The organism is Oryzifoliimicrobium ureilyticum (assembly GCF_037199735.1).
Lineage (GTDB): Bacteria > Pseudomonadota > Alphaproteobacteria > Rhizobiales > Rhizobiaceae > Rhizobium > Rhizobium ureilyticus.
Window position 1 is genome coordinate 97,848 of sequence record NZ_JBBBVQ010000020.1, and the last position, 16,574, is coordinate 114,421.

Consider the following 16,574-nt stretch of genomic DNA (forward strand, 5'->3'; position numbering starts at 1 on the left):
CATTATTAGCAATAGGAGAGCTAAAGCATGCCGATTTATTTGCAGATCGACGGTATCCAAGGCGACGCAACGCACGAGGAACATCGCCAATGGATGGATATCGAAGCCATTCACTGGAACGTGGCTCGTAACATGAACACGTCAGCTGGTTCTGCTGCAAACCGTGAAGCTTCGGAGCCGACTATTTCAGAAGTCATTCTTACTAAGGTGAGCGACTCTTCGTCCACCAAGCTTTTTTCGGAAGCCTGCGCTGGCCGTACTGGTAAGCAGGCCCTGATTCACCTGGTAACCACAGGTAACCCAGGCAATACTTACATCGAATATCGCCTGACCAATACGCTTCTGGCGAGCTACTCGGTGGATTCGAGCGGCGATCGTCCGGTCGAAACCATCAAGCTCAACTTCACCAAGATGGAAGTGAAGTACACGCCATACGACGACAACAACACGCCGAAGTCGCCAATGATCGCCTCTTACGATCTTGCGACCACAAAGGCGTCGTAACGTCATTGACAAGTGGATGCCGGCTCATGTCGGCATCCATCTTTGTCTGGAGTGGTTGTCGATCACAAGGAACACTGACCTTCGCGAGATTGCTTGTACGAAAGCCTGGCGAGCATCGTTTCGGTGATAGAGGAGGTGGGCTGATGAGCGCCCCTGCAATCGATAAGATTTCGCTTACATCGCAGCATTTGATTGTCGAATACACATCTGGCGAAAGCCTGTTTGGGTCTATAGCGCCGAGTTATAAGGTAAAAGGCATCAAGGTCATTGGCTCAAGCCATCTCCAGGTCATGCGCTATGTCTATACGCTTGCGCGGGTAGAGGACGTTTATTTCGAAGGCGTGAAGTTACCTCATATGCCGGGCTTTCGTGAGCTGGCGACGGAATGGATTAAGCCCGGACAACAAATCGTCAGCGTGCCGAACGGCAAGACGAGCGTTGTGCATGTTTACACCGGCAAGAAGAATATCTTTAAAGCAACCGTCGGTGAAAAATATAAATTCGACATCCCACTCCGCTTTCTCGATTTGATTGGAAAAGACCCAGCGCCGAACAAGATTCTATATGGCAATCCGGCGGTGCCTTTTATTCAACAAGGCGATGACCAACCTATCGCCGCCGCCTACTACAACAGCGCGAGCGGCCATTTCGAAATCCTGCGCCAGTTCGAAAAGCAGATGCTTCTGCAAAATTTCCAACGTCGCTTTTCTAAAGCCATGGCGGCGGCAAGCTGATCGCGATCGTTTATGTCGGGAGACACTATGGACGAGATTTTATCGCCCGCTGATTTCATCCAGGCGAGCCGTGTTCTGAAGGTAAAGTCGCCGCTGGGAGAAGACCAGCTTTTGCCGGAGCGCGTGATTGTCGATGAAGGCGTCTCGCAGCTCTTTGAGATCAGACTGTTCGTCCGCGCCAAGAAGGAGGCGGTCAAGCCGCAGGAACTGATTGGCCGGCTGGCAGATGTCTCCGTCGAGGTGCAGCAGGGCGAGGACGAAGGCAGCGGCGTGCGCCGGCCCTTCAATGGCCTTGTGACCGAGCTGAATGAAGGGCCGCCCATCACGCGCGGGCTGCGCTCCTATTCTCTGGTGCTGCGCCCGCAGATGTGGCTGTTGTCCCGCCGCTCCGACTGCCGCATCTGGATGGACAAGACCTCGGTGGATGTGGTGCAAACGCTGTTTGCCGAGCATGGCATCCCAGCCCCCGATGTCTCCGGCATCATCAGTCCTCCGCCACCTCAGCACTATAGCGTGCAATGGAATGAAGATGATTTATCCTATCTTCTCAGGAGGTTCGAGGAAGATGGGCTGTTCTATTGGTTCAGCCATGAGGATGGCAGCCATAAGCTCAATGTCGCCGATACAGCCAACGGCTGGCTTGGGCCATCCCCCTCGGCACAAGGCGAAGGAAAGGTGCGCCTGGCGCAGGGTTCATCCGATCGCAATCATATCACAGACTGGGCAAGACGCTACTCTTATGTGCCGGGACAACGGGCTGGCGCTGACTGGAATTTTGAGACGCCGAGCATGGTGCCGGGCACGATGACGCCCTCGCTGGTTCAGATGCCGGATGCAACCAAGCGCGAGCTTTATGAATATCCCGCCCGCATCTCGTCCGTTGCCGAAGCAGAGCGTGCTCAGAAGCTGCGGGTGCAGGCAACCGAAGCCGATCACGATCATGTCTTCGGGGAATCGACCGTCCGTATTTTGGAAGCCGGCCGCCGCTTTACGCCCTATGAGGTGGCCCATCCCGAGCATGAATACGAAGAGCATGTAATCATCCGCGCTGCCCATACCATCGTCGACCGGTCCTATGAGACGAACACGAACGAGCCGGAATATATCAACCACTTCGAAGCCATCCCCTCCCGCATTCCCCTGACGCCGCACCGCAACACGAAGCGCCCGCGCATCGAAGGCACGCAGGTCGCGATCGTTGCCGGCCCGCAAGGCGAGGAGATCCACCCCGACCAGTATGGCCGCATCAAGGTCTGGTTTCCCTGGGACCGCAGAGCCAAGAAGGATGGGACGGATACCTGCTGGGTGCGAGTCAGCCAGGCATGGGGCGGATCAAGCTGGGGCGCACAAGTCATCCCACGCATTGGCATGGAGGTTATGGTCGCCTTCGTCGATGGCGACCCTGATCGACCTGTTGTCACTGGTGTCGTCAACAACCCCGCCAATTCGGTTCCCTATGACCTCCCCGCCAACAAGACCCGCATGGTGCTGCGCTCGAATACGCATAAAGGCCAGGGCTTCAACGAAATCACCTTCGAGGACGAGGCGGGAAAAGAGAACCAGTTCTTTCACGCCCAGAAAGACCAGACGACACGCGTCCTCAACGACCGCACCAAACGCATCGACCGCCACGAAGTCGCCTCCATTGGCGGCAACCGTGCTGTCGAAGTGGCGGGCAACCAGAAGCATGAGATCGGCGGTTCGGTAAATATGGTTGTGGGCGGCACGGGGCCGATGGCGATGATGGCCATGGCGGGTGTGCAGGCGCTATCCGGTCAAACGGCGAGCCTTCTTTCGCAAGCCGCGCAGATTGCTGGCGGTGGCGGTCCTGGCATCGCGAGCTTCGCGACGACCCTTGCCTCCTCCGCCCTTGGTTTTCTCGGCTCAGGCGGCCTATCCGCGCGCGAAGGCGTCGTGTCAGGCCCAAGTCCGCGCGCCGATGCGGGGACGGCGCTTGCCGGCTCCGGCACAGGTGTTGGAACGGACGCCTCCAGCCTGTTCCCGCTGCCCGGCATCATGAACACGATCGTCAGCAGCTTCAAATCTGACAGCGTGGGAGTGGCCCATGCAGAGCAGATCGGGATCAGCAAAGTAACCAATATCGGGCAAACATCCTTGGAGACTGTCGGGAAATTCAAAAAAACGATTGTTGGTGAGGAATTCGTAATTGAATGCGGCGCCTCAAAATTCATCATGCGCAAAGATGGCACGGTCATTATTCTTGGGACCAATTTTAACTTCACAGCATCGGGCCCGACGCAAATAAACGGCGTTGTCGTTGATCTCAATAAGCCTGGCGGTGGTTTCTCGGAAGCAGCGCCAACATCTGCGGATGCTTCAGTCAAAGGTTGATGTGCGATGTCAGTTGATAACCGCACTCCCTTTCCTGCTTTAGCTTTTCGCCAGTATAACATGGTCGGCGATCTGCTAGGGGTGGTTGTCGCCAGAGGCACATTTAAACTTACGAATGGTGGACCACTGCAACTCGCTGACAAGCAGGCGCCACTCGTCTTGTCTGATGTTTATGATGGAGATCCCCATCAAACACCGCAGGTCGCTTGTACCGATCTCGCCCCTTTCAAACCTGGCACCGACGTTACGTTCATCGGTGCGACCTTTGCTCCGGAAGGCGTTCCTGCGTCGACATGGCAATGTGCTTTAAAGCTAGGGCCCGTTGAAAAGCGTCTCCGTGTTCATGGACCGCGCTTCTGGCGAGCTAAGACCCGAAAGACATGGCGAGGTTTAATCACTCGTGACAATGAAGATGCGCTTGACGGTTGGGAACTAACTGAGGGGCGGCCAGCGCGCTACGTTCCTTTAGACTGGCGCCTAGCGTTTGGCGGTCAACTAGAAAATGAAAAGGTTGAAGCAAATCCGATTGGTATCGGTCTCGTCGATGAAGCGCGCTTCAAAGAAAAACCTGAGTGGCCTGCGCCACAGATTGAGGATGACGCGGCTCCTATAACATCGATAAAGGACCGCCCTGCGCCAGCAGGACTAGCTCCAATTTCCCCGTTTTGGAAAGATCGTGCTGATTTAGCTGGAACATATGACGATGACTGGCTGGAAGAGCGGTATCCGCTTTTACCCACCGATTTCAACTTTGCGTTTTGGCAAGCGGCATCGAGGGACCTAATTGTTGAGCCTTGGTTGCGCGGCGAAGAGAGGTTTGAACTCTTTCGTCTTCTGCCGCAATACGACATTCTGAAAGGCAACCTCCCTGGTATTTATCTGAGGGTTAACATTGATCAAGGAAATGGCCCAGCAGAAGGCCCAATGGTATTGGACGGTGTTCATTTTGATATGCGTCCAGGAATTGGACGCGTGTTTTTAACTTGGCGCACGGCATTCCCATGGCCGAAGCGGCGTGGCCTTCCCCAAATTTCATTTGAAATAAGACAGGAGCAAGCTTGATGTCAGGTGGGGCCGCCTCTGCTAACCACCAAGGTTATGTAAACGTAGACGTCACTGCCGAAGCCCGCGCGACAAATGCAATAACGCGTAATGGGCTTGTGGAGGATCAACCTGTTCTGTGGAACCAGCGCGGGAACTACTTTTATCAGTTTAAAAATCCCAATGACCTCGACAGCGTTGTTGAATTTAATGACACTGAACTAGAAAAGAAGCTTCGTGACAGTAAGGGGAGTAAAGCTGGTCGTCCACCTGCTCCAACTGCCGCAAATCCACCACCGCCCGAATTGATTCCAGACGACAGCACAGCCATAGCTGTCTGTCTTTCACCCGACTTTTGTCGAGCACCAGACAAGGTCATTCCTTTTCCTACCTGGGGCAAGGCAAGCGATAAAAGCGAATACTCCCCTAATGTGCGCTCTAATGGCAAGCTAATTAAACGTCAAAATTCAACATTTTCCTGCTGTTACGGCGATGAACCGGGTGTAGGGCTAGGTGTAAAATCCGGCACGGTGGGCGGTGTTGTTAAGCCGGTCACATCTTCTCCAATTGTTTTTGCAAATGGAGTTCCAGTTCAGCGGCACAGCGACAGATGCACTCTCAACAACGGCAATTGCCCCGGTGAATATATTAATGTTAAGTCCACGAGCGTATATGATCCGCCTGATGGAGATGACAAGCAAAACAGAAGCGGTTTTAGCAAGGCCTGGGACGGCTTTTACGAGAATTCCGACGAGGCGCAACTCGTCGGTGGTGCTTTAAGTAAAGGCCAAGAATATTGGCAAGATCCTTCGAAGATCGGATCTGATCTAAAATCAGCCTGGGATGCGCGACCATCTGTCAGCGATGTGGAAGAGTTCGGCGAAAACGTCGCTCACGGTGTCGGCAATACTGCCAAATATGTGTGGAATAATCCCGTTCAGTCCGCTGAAAACGTCGCAACTTGGACAGGCGATGCTGTTAAAGGATTATGGACCGGCGTTACTGACGCGTACGACAAAGGCGGCGTACTTCAGGCTGGAGGTCACCTCGCCGCCGTGGCTGTCGGCGTTATAAACCCATTCAAAAAAGCGAAGCTTGCAGGCGAATTAATTGAAGGTGCGGAAAAGCTTGGCGATATTGCGAAAGTAGAGCATCGGGCAAAGGAAGCTGTCGACGCAGCGCGCAAGGCCAAAGAAGGAAAAAAGGCTGAGGAGGCTCTGGGGGAAGCCAAGACAGCAGGAGACGAGGGGACCAGAAGCACAAGAAAAGATCTTAAGAAAACAATTTACAAGCGACCATCAGGTTTTAGGAAGGGTGTCCGCAAAAAGGTTTGGGAGGATGCACGGGGGCCTGACGGAAAAATCCGAGATCCGTTAACCGGGCGGGAAATGAATGAGAACGAGCCTTGGGATATGGGCCATAAGCCAGGGTATGAATTCCGAAAAGCTCAAGAAAATGCGATTGACAAAAACTATAGCCGATCGCAGTTCCTTGACGAATATAATGATCCAAGCCACTATCGCCCTGAATTGCCATCATCAAATCGAAGTCATGCTGGTGAAGACATGACCGATACTTATCTTGGAAAGTAGCTGAGGCGGGAGTCGATGCAGAAAGTTTCTGATGAAAATAGATTAATTGCCAAGACAATTGTTTCAGTTTTCGGCGGCGTGCCTAATATAAGGAAGTATTGGGACGACAACCACATAAGTAATCTAGATATAGTTGCATGCTCTGATGCTCCAGATGAAGGCGTTAGTTCATACGCGACAATAGGCGTCTCCGACTACCCGATAATGAGGGGTAAAGTTGAATATCCCGCCCGAGTTGAAATTCTTGGTGTTTGCGACTCGAACTCCCCACATTACGCTAATATTATCGCAACTTGCGGGTTTTGCGTTGTGAACGATCACTGGTTCCTAGCTCCAGGAGTAATTTTCCCCAACATCGTGCAAATGTATAGCGCTTCCAAAACCATGCAGCATATTGCCTTCGTAGAGCCATTTATCTGGGAGGATAAACTTTCAAGTTTAAAGCTTGATACGAAAACGGTTGATTGGCTTCTGGCCGTGCCAATTTCTGAAGAAGAATACCGTTTCGCAAAGGATGAAAGCTTTGATGCTCTCGAGGATCTCTTTGAGAAAGAACAAATCGATATATTTAATATAGATCGTCAATCGACGAGATGAGGTTTCTCGCTAGCTCTGGAAAAATCTGTCCATAGTCGAATGACGTTGGAGCTGTAGACGATAGATCCAAAATATGTGGTTTAGAACACCGACGCGCAGCAATTGACAGCATCCAAGATGATTGAATCAGACGACGAGGATTTCGAGGAGCTTTACGGACGGTGGGAGCCTTCCCTCTATAATGCTGTTATGGTCAGTGAGCGTTACTTTGCCTTGCTGGTGGGAGGGCCGCGCTGGGACGATCCTTACACCATCGTTCTGAGACGCGACACCATCGACCGTACTTTCGACAGAGACGATGTCCGTCGGCAGTTGAACGACATACAGGTTTATGCGGCACCTCAGGATGGCGAACCGTCTTATGTCGCCCTCAGCGTGAGTGGCGATATTTACATCTTCCACCCGGAAACAACTGAGCACTTCATCATCCCGGGAACCAAAGCCGAAACAGAAGACGCTCCAGATATATCTTTTTACACGATAACACCAATTGGCGATCAATTTCTTGTCGCCGGTAATCGTGGATGGTTGAAACTGGGCCACGATAAAACATGGCAGGATGTTGCTCCACAAGTGGATGTACCACCTGCCTATAAGCAGCCACAGTTTCGGATCATCGGGAAAGACCATAACGGCGAACTTTATCTCGAAGTCAAACTGACGCCGGATCGCAGGCAGTTCCTGCTGTATCCAGGCCACCCTCTTTATCGTGAAGACATGCCGGAGGAAGAAGAGGAAGCGATCGAAGCGAAGCTGGACAAGGAATTCAAAAGCTACCCTGACCTCATGATGATGTATACGGGAAGTCCAGGGAATTGGAAAAAGCATGATCTTCCTGACCGCGTTGCAAAGGTAAAGGAAGATGCCGTTAGCCTTTCCAACGTTTGCACGGACCAGAAGGGGTTCGATTACGTTCTGGGCGACAAGGGACTAATCATGAAGGGAAGTGCTCAGTCGGGCTTCACCGACATATCCTTCCTTGGCGATAGGAACACTAGGATTAGCTTTGGCGAGTTCCTTGGAGACAAGATGATTGTCACAACATCAGATGGGGTATCGCAGTTCGATGGCCACATGCTTTCGCCGTTTTCTCCGAAGATCAAGGTGAATGCTCCGCCTTATCTTGTGCAGACAAGCAACCTTCAGATCGAGGGAGGCAAAGCGTATCTCTTCGATTACCAGCTTCGATATTTCTGGACGGACGGGGCCACCTGGGACCAATACGATATTCCAAAGGAACTGAGCGAGCGGCCATTCAAGGGCAACCCACCACGGATGTAATGACGAGCCAGCTTGTAAGATGATGCAGGGCGCGCTCTTTGAAAAGCAGATACGGGCTCGCCTCGGTCCCATTTCCCGCCAAAGCTCGTGTCAGGGGGTCATGGACTTTGCTGAAATAAGTTTTTCATGCAAATCGGCGGCAGAGATATGCCCAGATTTTCCGCCGGCGAAGCAGAGCTTGATATAGCTGAGATCCGACGCCGTCTTCGAAAATGCGCTGGCCGTGGAACAAACAAGGACTTCCGATATGAGCGAGAAGGTCGAGTTCACTTACGAGCAACTCCACAATATCCCGATGATCAACTTTGCCGATCCGTTTAGCGATATTGTCGATGTCATTGGGCCTCTGGATTATGCGCAACGGGTCAGCGACGAGGAAATCGAGCGTTACCGTGGGCGATTGCCAGATGGACTGCTGCGGTTTTGGCGCGATCACGGCAGAGGCGCCTTGTTGAAGGGTTATGTTTGGGTCTGCGATCCAGAGTACCGCGCAGAAGATTTTGACGTTTATATGTATGAGCACGACGGCAGCATTTCGGCCTGGAGCTCCAAACTCCATCGGTGCAGAATCGATCTTACTGGCTTTGAAAGTGACGTTGCCATCGATGGACCTGATCCATTGATGGATGGCGACGGCAATCCGATGAGCGATGATCTCGCAGTTGCTCAGTCTATTAGAACGAAGGGCTTTACTATGAGCCGAAATATGGATGAGCAATATTCGGAATATGACTTATTCTCATCCGCATCCAACCGTCTCGGTCTGTTGAAACCGGGCGAGATCTTTGGTTTTGTGCCTGCTAGACAGATGGGTGGAGAGGGCTATCCCGAGGATATGCAGAAGGTGAAGGTTATAGAGCATCTACTGTTCCAAGCAGAACTCACGCGCCCGACGCTGATAGAATGGCAAAGAGACCCGAATAATCCAGCGAACCCGCTGAGAAGGCCTGTGCCTGTGCGTGAGCTGGGACCTCAAGGATAGCTTGGTACCCGAAATCTGAGACACAAAGTTCATGGCGACTGACATGGAAATATACCATTTTGCTCCGCCTTGAACCTGAAGGGCGGAACCTTCGGAAGATGCCGCTTGTCGAATGCTTTGTCCGTCTCACTTCAATAGGTCACCGACCTATGATGAGTATGAGCCACCAGAAGGTGGTTAGGTAATCACCGCAGGACAGAAGCCTGCGCTGAGCGGCACGAACGTCATGTTTTTCAGGGGCCGTGAGATAGGCCTTGTGCTGTCGAGAGGAGGAGAGACACCGTTCCTAACGGCCAATCCATCTATGCGATCAACAGTACGTTTTCCGGCGATGCAACATCAAGATTCATCCTCAGCCAATCCTGACCAAGGTAGTTCAAGCACGCCAAGATCATCATGCAAAAAAGAAAGTTCGTCTGGATGGAGCAATATCGACAAAGATTTGAAGCGGTTCTTGCGAAGTTCGCTAGGGGCGGCGAGTCAACGGAACCTTGCGCGCCAGAGAATGCTGAAAAATATAATGGGCACCTTCCTGAATCGATTTTCTATCTTTGGGATAAAGTCGGTATTGGTGTGTTTCGGGACGGCTATTTTCAACTTTGTGATCCAGACAAATATCGACCTGTGCTCAGGCAAGCGTTTGGAAACGACCCGGATTTAGACCCAGACAAGACTTATCCTATAGGGTTTAGCGCTTTCGGTGAAATACTTGCGTGGAACGAAGATCATCGCGACGTGCGCATCGCGTTAGTTGATAGCTTTGTATCCTGCCGGTGGTTGTTGGCCCCCAAACAGAATATCGACCCCAACATAACGCTCCTAACGAGTCTGCTGCTCGCAGACGGTGCGTCTCAGGATCCGCTGGATGAAAACGGCAGCCCCTTATTTCCGTCAGTTCGTTCAAGACTAGGTATTTTGGAGCGGGCTCAGATTTATGGGTTCAAACCTATTCTCGCGCTTGGCGGCAATCGAACTGCCGACAGCTTAACTGTGTATGACGCTTTGCCGCACATGAGTATACTGGCCCAAGCGACTCAACTGAAACTCATGGACCTCAAACAATATCCTCCCAAGCTAGTTAGAATGATTGGCTGAGCTGGAACCTACAGCGTTCGTTTTACCGCCTGGACTTCCTAAAGGTGACAGAAGTATTGATCAAGATGTTCTAGCGCGATCCCTACTCCCTTCAAAAAGCAAGACGTTCGAGGAATTCGATGCACAAGATCAACCTATGTTCGACCGGTTTATAGTTGCGCATGGGTCGCTGGAAAGAGGCGAGTGCTTCGGATACTTCCCTCCCATTGAGACTGTTGGTTTCGAGAGTTTAATGCGACTTGAAGCTGGGCGTACACCGAAATCCGTACCATCGTGCAATCTGAACTAATTCGGGCGGCCATAACTGTATAAGCGAACGGATGTGTGAGGTCCCTTATATGTCCATGATCAGTAGACTGATTTTCTTTTCAATTGTGGTGCTCACGTCAGCAGCCTGGGACTCTCCTTATTATGATAAGGATCCCCTCGTAACGAAGGGGAATGTCTTCGAAAAAGTTAACCTTCCAGGCTTAACTACCCTTTTACAGGTTACAAAATTAGATGCCGTGAGTGGTCGCGATCCAGTGGTCCGGGCACAAGGCTCCTTCGTTCATTCCAACGTGGCGAAGATAATAAAGGAATTAGAGAATAACGGCTTTGTCGTCACTGATGCGTTCTTGTTCGCCAGTGGAGATGATAACCCTTGGTGGAAGCTTGAGCAAGGCGTCTCCGGAACCACGTTTCTAGACAAGCAGCTGCCAGGTCATGAAACAAAGATGAAGTTGTTCGCATTGACAGATGGATCAGGCTTTTTCCAATTCGAGGATATCCGTTTGTAATGACGGCTCACAATGGGATAAGCGACTTTCATAAGCTTGGGAGTCAGACATATGGCTTCTGTCAAGTTAGCCGCTGTGAACGTCTTCATCAGTTGGTGGTGCCAGCACGTCCTATAAGCCGGCTTTCTCTGTTATGTTTGTCTGATGTCTAAGGCCGCTTTCATCACTGAAAACACAGAGCTTGATCTTGCTGAGATGAAACGTGCCGGCTTCCGCAGCGTCGTTCTACCGGAATATCCCAGCGAGGAAGAGCTGGCAAAGGTAGCCCGGCTCCTGCAAGTAACCTCGCTAGAATGCTGGGCGCAGGAGTTTGGAAACGAGCCGGAGCAGTTTGGACCTGCAAACTTGCGACAATCGCTTATCTGGACCTATGAGCGATCCTACACGAACCTCCTCATGAAATTCGGCGCCCGCGAACTCTACATTTGGGCGCCGGAAGCGCACGAATATATGGTGATCTTTGGCGACCCCAGCCTCGTGAAGGACGTTGTCGAGAGCCGGATCTTTGAACTTGATTTCGATGAATATCTTCAAAGCGGCGCGCTCTCTCCAGCCACCGTCGAGTTTCTTCGCGACATCAGGAGCCGCTACACGATTGCATAGCTCTCTCCGCAAGCAACGGCGTTGCATGCCTTTCCTGTGCTCTCGCCAAGCCCGCATATTTTCGATACTGCGAACGCAGAGATGATCAGGATGTCATATGAGATGTCCTTGTCGTATGATGTCTCCTAGGATTTCCTTCAACGAGGCTGCGTAAAGAAATGGCAACCCAGAGTACCGGTCGTAAACGTCTGGCTCAGCAGCTTATCGATCATGTGAGACAGCAAATCGAGAGCGGTCTTTTACAGCCGGGGGACAGGCTGCCCACTGAGCCGCAACTTGAGGCGTCTTTCGGCGTGAGCAGAACGGTGGTGCGTGAGGCGATCGCCGATTTACGAGCGGCAGGCTATGTCAGCCCGGTCCAAGGCAAAGGCGTCTTCGTGACAGGCGCTGGCGCGAACCCGCCGTCAATACTGACGCCGGCGGACCTCAGCAATATTCCTGAGATGCTGGAACTGCTGGAATATCGCGTCGCTGTCGAGGGCGAAGCGGCGGCAATTGCGGCCTATCGCCGGACCGCCGAGCAGGAAGAAGCCATTCGCAACGCGCATAGGAAGATGGCGCGTGCAATCGAAGCAGCCCAGCCAACGGTCGAAGCCGACTATGAATTTCATTCTGCCGTGGCGTTAGCGACCAACAACAGGTTTTATGTCGAGGCGCTCCGTCATTTCGGTGCGCGCGCTATACCGCGCAGCCAGTTTCCAAGCCTCCCACAGGCGAATAAGCGCGATTACCTGGAGAAAGTACACGCAGAGCATGCTGCTATACTGGCCGCAATCATCGAGCAGGATCCCGAACGCGCTCGCTCGCTCATGCGCTCCCATATTGCGGAAAGTCAACGTCGCTATCGTGGCCTTGCCGAAGCAGGATAGCGCTGGACAATTCCCGGGCATCGACCTATTCATATGACGTCATATGAATAGGAGGTTCTCTTGTATTTGGGAACGCAGGTCGAAGTTCGTGACGATGATGATTTGCGCGTTTTCGCGCAACTGGGCGTAAAGCATATCTCCGCCGATCCTCCCGGGCCGCCATCGAGCTGGACGCTCGAGGATCTCGATCGCCATCGCGACCGTGTCGAAAGCTTTGGTCTGATCCTGGATATGGTTCAGCTACCGTTGCCGTCAAAGCCGATCGAGCAGGCTTCCTATCCGGATATCCTCCTTGCAGGGCCGCAGCGGGATCGCCAGATCGATGCCGTTTGTGGCATGATCGAAAACTGCGCGAAAGCTGGCATTCCCGCTGTCAAATACAATCTGAACCTCATTGGTATTCCGCGCACGGAGCTCGAGCCGGGACGTGGCGGGTCCTTGAACGAGGCATTCCGCTGGGAGAAGGCCGATCAGCGGGCGCAGCCTGGGGCGGCAGGCCAGCTTTCGGAAGATGAGAACTGGGAACGCATCGATTATTTTCTCGAGCGCGTCGTTCCCGTTGCGGAAGAAAATCGGGTTAGACTCGCCTGCCACCCCCATGACCCCTACACGCCGCCAGGCTATCGCGGCGTGACGCGCGTTCTGGGGTCAGTCGATGGCCTCAAGAAGTTTGTCCAACTGCGTGAAAGTCACTATCACGGTTTGAACTTCTGCCAGGGATCGATCGGCGAAATGCTGGAGAACCCACGCGAGGAGATCGGTCCGGTCATCCGCTGGTTTGGCGAGCGAGAAAAGATCTTCAATCTCCATTTCCGCAATATCCGCGGCGGCAAACTGTCTTTTATGGAAACCTTTCCGGACGAAGGTGACATGGACATGGTCCAATCCCTGAAGATCTACAAAGAGATTGGGTACAAATACATGGTCATGCCAGATCATGTGCCACGCATCAGCGGGCGTGATCCGACGGGTGTCGCCTTTGCTTTTTGTTACGGCTATATCGCAGCGCTCCTTGAAGCGCTCGATGCCGGCCATTTTTAATTCTATCCGAAATTGACAAGGGGGCTCCCGTGGAACCAAATGCCATAAAAGCAGCCGTTGGCGGCGGACTGCTTTCTTTTCCGGTAACGCACTTCAAAGCAAACAACGATTTCGACCCAGAGGCCTATGGCGCGCATGTCCAATGGCTCTCCGGCTACGGCGCGAGTGCGCTTTTTGCGGCTGGGGGGACCGGGGAGTTCTTCTCGCTTAACCCTCAGGAAATTCCGCATGTCATCGCCACCGCCAAAGAGGCGGCTGGGGCGACCCCGATCCTTTCCGGGACCGGCTATGGGACCTCGCTCGCCATCGAAATTGCGCGATCGGCCGAGAAGGCGGGAGCAGATGGACTGTTGCTATTGCCTCCCTATCTGATGTTTGCAGAACAGGCAGGGCTGATAGAGCACGTCAGAGCGGTATGCCGCGCTGTTGGCATCGGCGTCATCGTTTATAACAGGGATAACGCCGTCTTGACGGCCGACAGTCTTGCGAGGCTTTGCGAGGAATGCCCCAACCTTATCGGCTTCAAAGACGGCGTCGGCGACGTGGATCGCGTTATCGAGATTACCACCAAGATCGGTGACCGATTGGTCTATGTTGGCGGCATGCCGACGCACGAGGTTTATGCCCAAGCTTACTTTGCTGCCGGCGTTACGACCTATTCTTCCGCTGTCTTCAATTTTGTCCCAAGCCTTGCGCAGCGTTTCTATCAAGCGCTGCGCACAGGGGATCAATCGACTGTTGACAGTATCCTGAAAGGTTTCTTCTTTCCGCTGGTCGCATTGAGAAACCGGAAAAAGGGCTATGCCGTCTCGATCATCAAGGCGGGATTGAAAGCGGTTGGCCGCGATCCCGGCAAGGTCCGCCCGCCACTGACAGATCTCACGCCCGAGGAATTCGCGGAGTTGCAGAAGCTGATGGCGGCGCAAAAAGATACGCAATAGCGAAGTGCTGTAGGGCCGCTGAGCTCGACGACCTAGCGCGGGCGGATCTGCCGCCAGCGCTTTTGAGCTGGCTGGCAGGTAGCCATGCCTTTCTCGACGAGCGGGCCGTTACGCTGCTTGCTGCTTACTCAATAGCGATGATTTCGAGTTCATCGTCACCAAACGGGACAACATCGCCGACGGCCTTGCCCACCAGCGCGACCGCGACAGGTGAAACATAGGAAATCGTGCCCGTCTTCGGTTCGGCCTCGTCTTCACCAACGATGCGATAGACCTGTTTCCTTCCGTCGTTCCTCACAAAACTGACGGTGCTGCCGAACGACACTTTATCGGCCGATAACGCGATCTCCACAAGCTCCGCTGTTCTTACTCTCTCTGCGAAATAACGTAGGTCGCGTGCGGGAAGGGCAGATTGACGGCGCCTTTCGTTGATATCTTCGATTGTCTGAGCGGCCTCATAGGCCTGTCGCGCCTGATGAAGCGCAGCCTGTAAAGCTGCCAAACCGTTTTTGGTGACGAGATTTGGATGTGTTGAGATCGGGCGGTCAGGCAGCTGCGTTTCCGCTGCCGTTTCTGCGCTTTCTTCTTTTGTGAATGCAACTGCCAAGACGATCCTCCACTCGATGCTTATTTGCTTTTCGCAAGGATATAGTGTCGACGACTGATGGCGAAAGGGGTGGTTTTGGCGCCCCAACGGAAAGGGTGACTATGAGATCAGCTCGGTCGGCTCACTTCAAGAGCATTGAGGGCTTGCTGGCGCTCCAGCTCACCCTCCGAGGGCTCTATTCCGCCAACACCTTTTCCCGCAGATATGCGCCGTAGGCGCTCTTGCCATATTCCTGGGCAAGGCGGGTGAGGGCAGCGCGGTCGATGAAGCCCTGGCGGTAGGCGATCTCTTCCGGGCAGGAGATCTTGACGTCCTGACGCCGTTCCAAGGTTGCTACGAATTCAGCGGCGTTGAGGAGACTGTCCGGAGTGCCTGTGTCAAACCATGCAAAACCGCGTCCGAGCGTCTCGACATTCATCCGGCCGCGCTTCAGATACTCCTTGTTCACGTCGGTGATCTCAAGCTCGCCGCGAGGCGATGGCTTCAGATTGGCGGCAATCTCGACGACATGCTTGTCGTAGAAGTAAAGGCCGGTCACGGCATAGCTCGATTTCGGCTTTTCGGGCTTTTCCTCGATGGAGATGGCCTTGCGCGTCTCATCGAACTCGACGACACCATAACGCTCCGGATCGGCAACCCGATAGGCAAAGACGGTCGCGCCTTGCAGGTTGTCGATGGCGCGACGGAAGGTATCAGTCACGCCATGGCCGTAGAAGATGTTGTCGCCAAGGATGAGGCAGGACGGACTGTCGCCGATAAAGTCGGCACCGATGATGTAGGCTTGTGCAAGTCCGCCGGGATGCGGCTGGACGGCATAGCTGAGCTTGACGCCCCACTGCGATCCATCGCCGAGGAGGCGCTCGAAGAGCGGCATGTCGAGCGGCGTTGAGATGATCAGAATCTCGCGGATGCCTGCGAGCATCAGCGTCGACAGCGGATAATAGATCATCGGCTTGTCATAGACCGGCATCAGCTGCTTCGAGATGACCCTCGTCATCGGATGAAGTCGCGTGCCGCTACCGCCAGCAAGAATAATGCCCTTCATGATCGATCTACCTTTAACTCATGCCGTTGATCTCGCGTATCTCAGTGCTTCTCATTGAGAAGCCCGAGCCGATCGCCGGCATATCCCTTGCGCAGTGGTTCCCACCACCACTGATTTTCCAGATACCAGCAAACGGTCTTTTCGATGCCGCTGTCGAAGTTCTCCTGGGCGCGCCAACCGAGCTCGTTCTCCAGCTTGTCGGCATCGATCGCATAGCGGGCATCATGACCTGGACGATCATCCACATAGGTGATGAGACGCTTGTGGCTGTCTGCCCGAGGACGGATCGCATCCATCAGTTCGCAGATGCGTGTGACGACGTCGATATTGCGCCGCTCGTTGCGTCCGCCGACATTGTAGGTCTCGCTGATGCGGCCGCGCTCGGCAATCAGGTCAAGTGCCCTTGCATGATCTTCGACATAAAGCCAGTCGCGGATATTGGCGCCATTGCCATAAACCGGCAGCGGCTTGCCCTCCAGCGCATTGAGGATCATCAGCGGGATCAGCTTCT

The 16,574-nt window shown here is 53.4% G+C and carries 17 protein-coding genes; 14 read left to right on the forward strand and 3 right to left on the reverse strand.

Going from position 1 to position 16,574, the window contains the following annotated elements; genetic code table 11:
* The first annotated feature begins 27 nt into the window (after window positions 1-27).
* From VQ830_RS22795 to kdgD, 14 genes are all read left to right on the forward strand, one after another.
* Complete coding sequence (locus VQ830_RS22795) at window positions 28-504, forward strand: Hcp family type VI secretion system effector (RefSeq protein ID WP_337270451.1); 477 nt, start codon at window positions 28-30, stop codon at window positions 502-504.
* Between the two features lie 290 nt (window positions 505-794).
* Window positions 795-1,238: a hypothetical protein gene (locus tag VQ830_RS22800; protein ID WP_337270452.1), complete on the forward strand. Its 444-nt coding sequence runs from the start codon at window positions 795-797 to the stop codon at window positions 1,236-1,238.
* Between the two features lie 27 nt (window positions 1,239-1,265).
* Window positions 1,266-3,590 (forward strand): type VI secretion system tip protein TssI/VgrG, encoded by a 2,325-nt coding sequence (gene tssI, locus VQ830_RS22805; RefSeq protein WP_337270453.1) that lies wholly within the window; start codon window positions 1,266-1,268, stop codon window positions 3,588-3,590.
* Between the two features lie 6 nt (window positions 3,591-3,596).
* On the forward strand, window positions 3,597-4,652 hold the full coding sequence (locus VQ830_RS22810; RefSeq protein WP_337270454.1) for a DUF2169 family type VI secretion system accessory protein: 1,056 nt from the start codon (window positions 3,597-3,599) through the stop codon (window positions 4,650-4,652).
* Window positions 4,652-6,223, forward strand: a complete 1,572-nt coding sequence (locus VQ830_RS22815; RefSeq protein WP_337270455.1) for a PAAR-like domain-containing protein — start codon at window positions 4,652-4,654, stop codon at window positions 6,221-6,223. The genes VQ830_RS22810 and VQ830_RS22815 overlap by 1 nt, the downstream gene beginning before the upstream one ends.
* A gap of 15 nt (window positions 6,224-6,238) precedes the next feature.
* On the forward strand, window positions 6,239-6,820 hold the full coding sequence (locus VQ830_RS22820; RefSeq protein ID WP_337270456.1) for a suppressor of fused domain protein: 582 nt from the start codon (window positions 6,239-6,241) through the stop codon (window positions 6,818-6,820).
* Window positions 6,821-6,937: 117 nt separating this feature from the next.
* Window positions 6,938-8,101, forward strand: coding sequence for a hypothetical protein (locus VQ830_RS22825; RefSeq protein ID WP_337270457.1), 1,164 nt, complete (start codon window positions 6,938-6,940; stop codon window positions 8,099-8,101).
* Between the two features lie 247 nt (window positions 8,102-8,348).
* Window positions 8,349-9,083 (forward strand): GAD-like domain-containing protein, encoded by a 735-nt coding sequence (locus tag VQ830_RS22830; protein ID WP_337270458.1) that lies wholly within the window; start codon window positions 8,349-8,351, stop codon window positions 9,081-9,083.
* Between the two features lie 396 nt (window positions 9,084-9,479).
* On the forward strand, window positions 9,480-10,178 hold the full coding sequence (locus tag VQ830_RS22835; protein ID WP_337270459.1) for a GAD-like domain-containing protein: 699 nt from the start codon (window positions 9,480-9,482) through the stop codon (window positions 10,176-10,178).
* A gap of 338 nt (window positions 10,179-10,516) precedes the next feature.
* A complete protein-coding gene (locus tag VQ830_RS22840) occupies window positions 10,517-10,957 on the forward strand; it encodes a hypothetical protein (RefSeq protein ID WP_337270460.1) in 441 nt (146 codons plus the stop codon).
* A 144-nt stretch (window positions 10,958-11,101) separates the two neighbouring features.
* Window positions 11,102-11,560 carry a hypothetical protein gene (locus tag VQ830_RS22845; protein WP_337270461.1) on the forward strand — a complete coding sequence of 153 codons (459 nt, stop codon included), beginning with the start codon at window positions 11,102-11,104 and terminating at the stop codon, window positions 11,558-11,560.
* Window positions 11,561-11,718: 158 nt separating this feature from the next.
* Complete coding sequence (locus VQ830_RS22850; RefSeq protein ID WP_337270462.1) at window positions 11,719-12,429, forward strand: FadR/GntR family transcriptional regulator; 711 nt, start codon at window positions 11,719-11,721, stop codon at window positions 12,427-12,429.
* 60 nt (window positions 12,430-12,489) lie between these two features.
* On the forward strand, window positions 12,490-13,470 hold the full coding sequence (locus VQ830_RS22855) for a mannonate dehydratase (protein WP_337270463.1): 981 nt from the start codon (window positions 12,490-12,492) through the stop codon (window positions 13,468-13,470).
* A gap of 29 nt (window positions 13,471-13,499) precedes the next feature.
* Window positions 13,500-14,411 carry a 5-dehydro-4-deoxyglucarate dehydratase gene (gene kdgD / locus VQ830_RS22860; protein ID WP_337270464.1) on the forward strand — a complete coding sequence of 304 codons (912 nt, stop codon included), beginning with the start codon at window positions 13,500-13,502 and terminating at the stop codon, window positions 14,409-14,411.
* A 124-nt stretch (window positions 14,412-14,535) separates the two neighbouring features.
* Here the strand turns inward: kdgD and greA are convergent, their stop codons facing one another.
* From greA to VQ830_RS22875, 3 genes are all read right to left on the reverse strand, one after another.
* Complete coding sequence (gene greA / locus VQ830_RS22865; protein ID WP_337270465.1) at window positions 14,536-15,018, reverse strand: transcription elongation factor GreA; 483 nt, start codon at window positions 15,016-15,018, stop codon at window positions 14,536-14,538.
* 175 nt (window positions 15,019-15,193) lie between these two features.
* A complete protein-coding gene (gene rfbA / locus VQ830_RS22870) occupies window positions 15,194-16,063 on the reverse strand; it encodes a glucose-1-phosphate thymidylyltransferase RfbA (RefSeq protein ID WP_337270466.1) in 870 nt (289 codons plus the stop codon).
* A gap of 41 nt (window positions 16,064-16,104) precedes the next feature.
* On the reverse strand, window positions 16,105-16,574 hold a 470-nt coding region (locus VQ830_RS22875), incomplete at its 5' end, for a dTDP-glucose 4,6-dehydratase (RefSeq protein ID WP_337270467.1).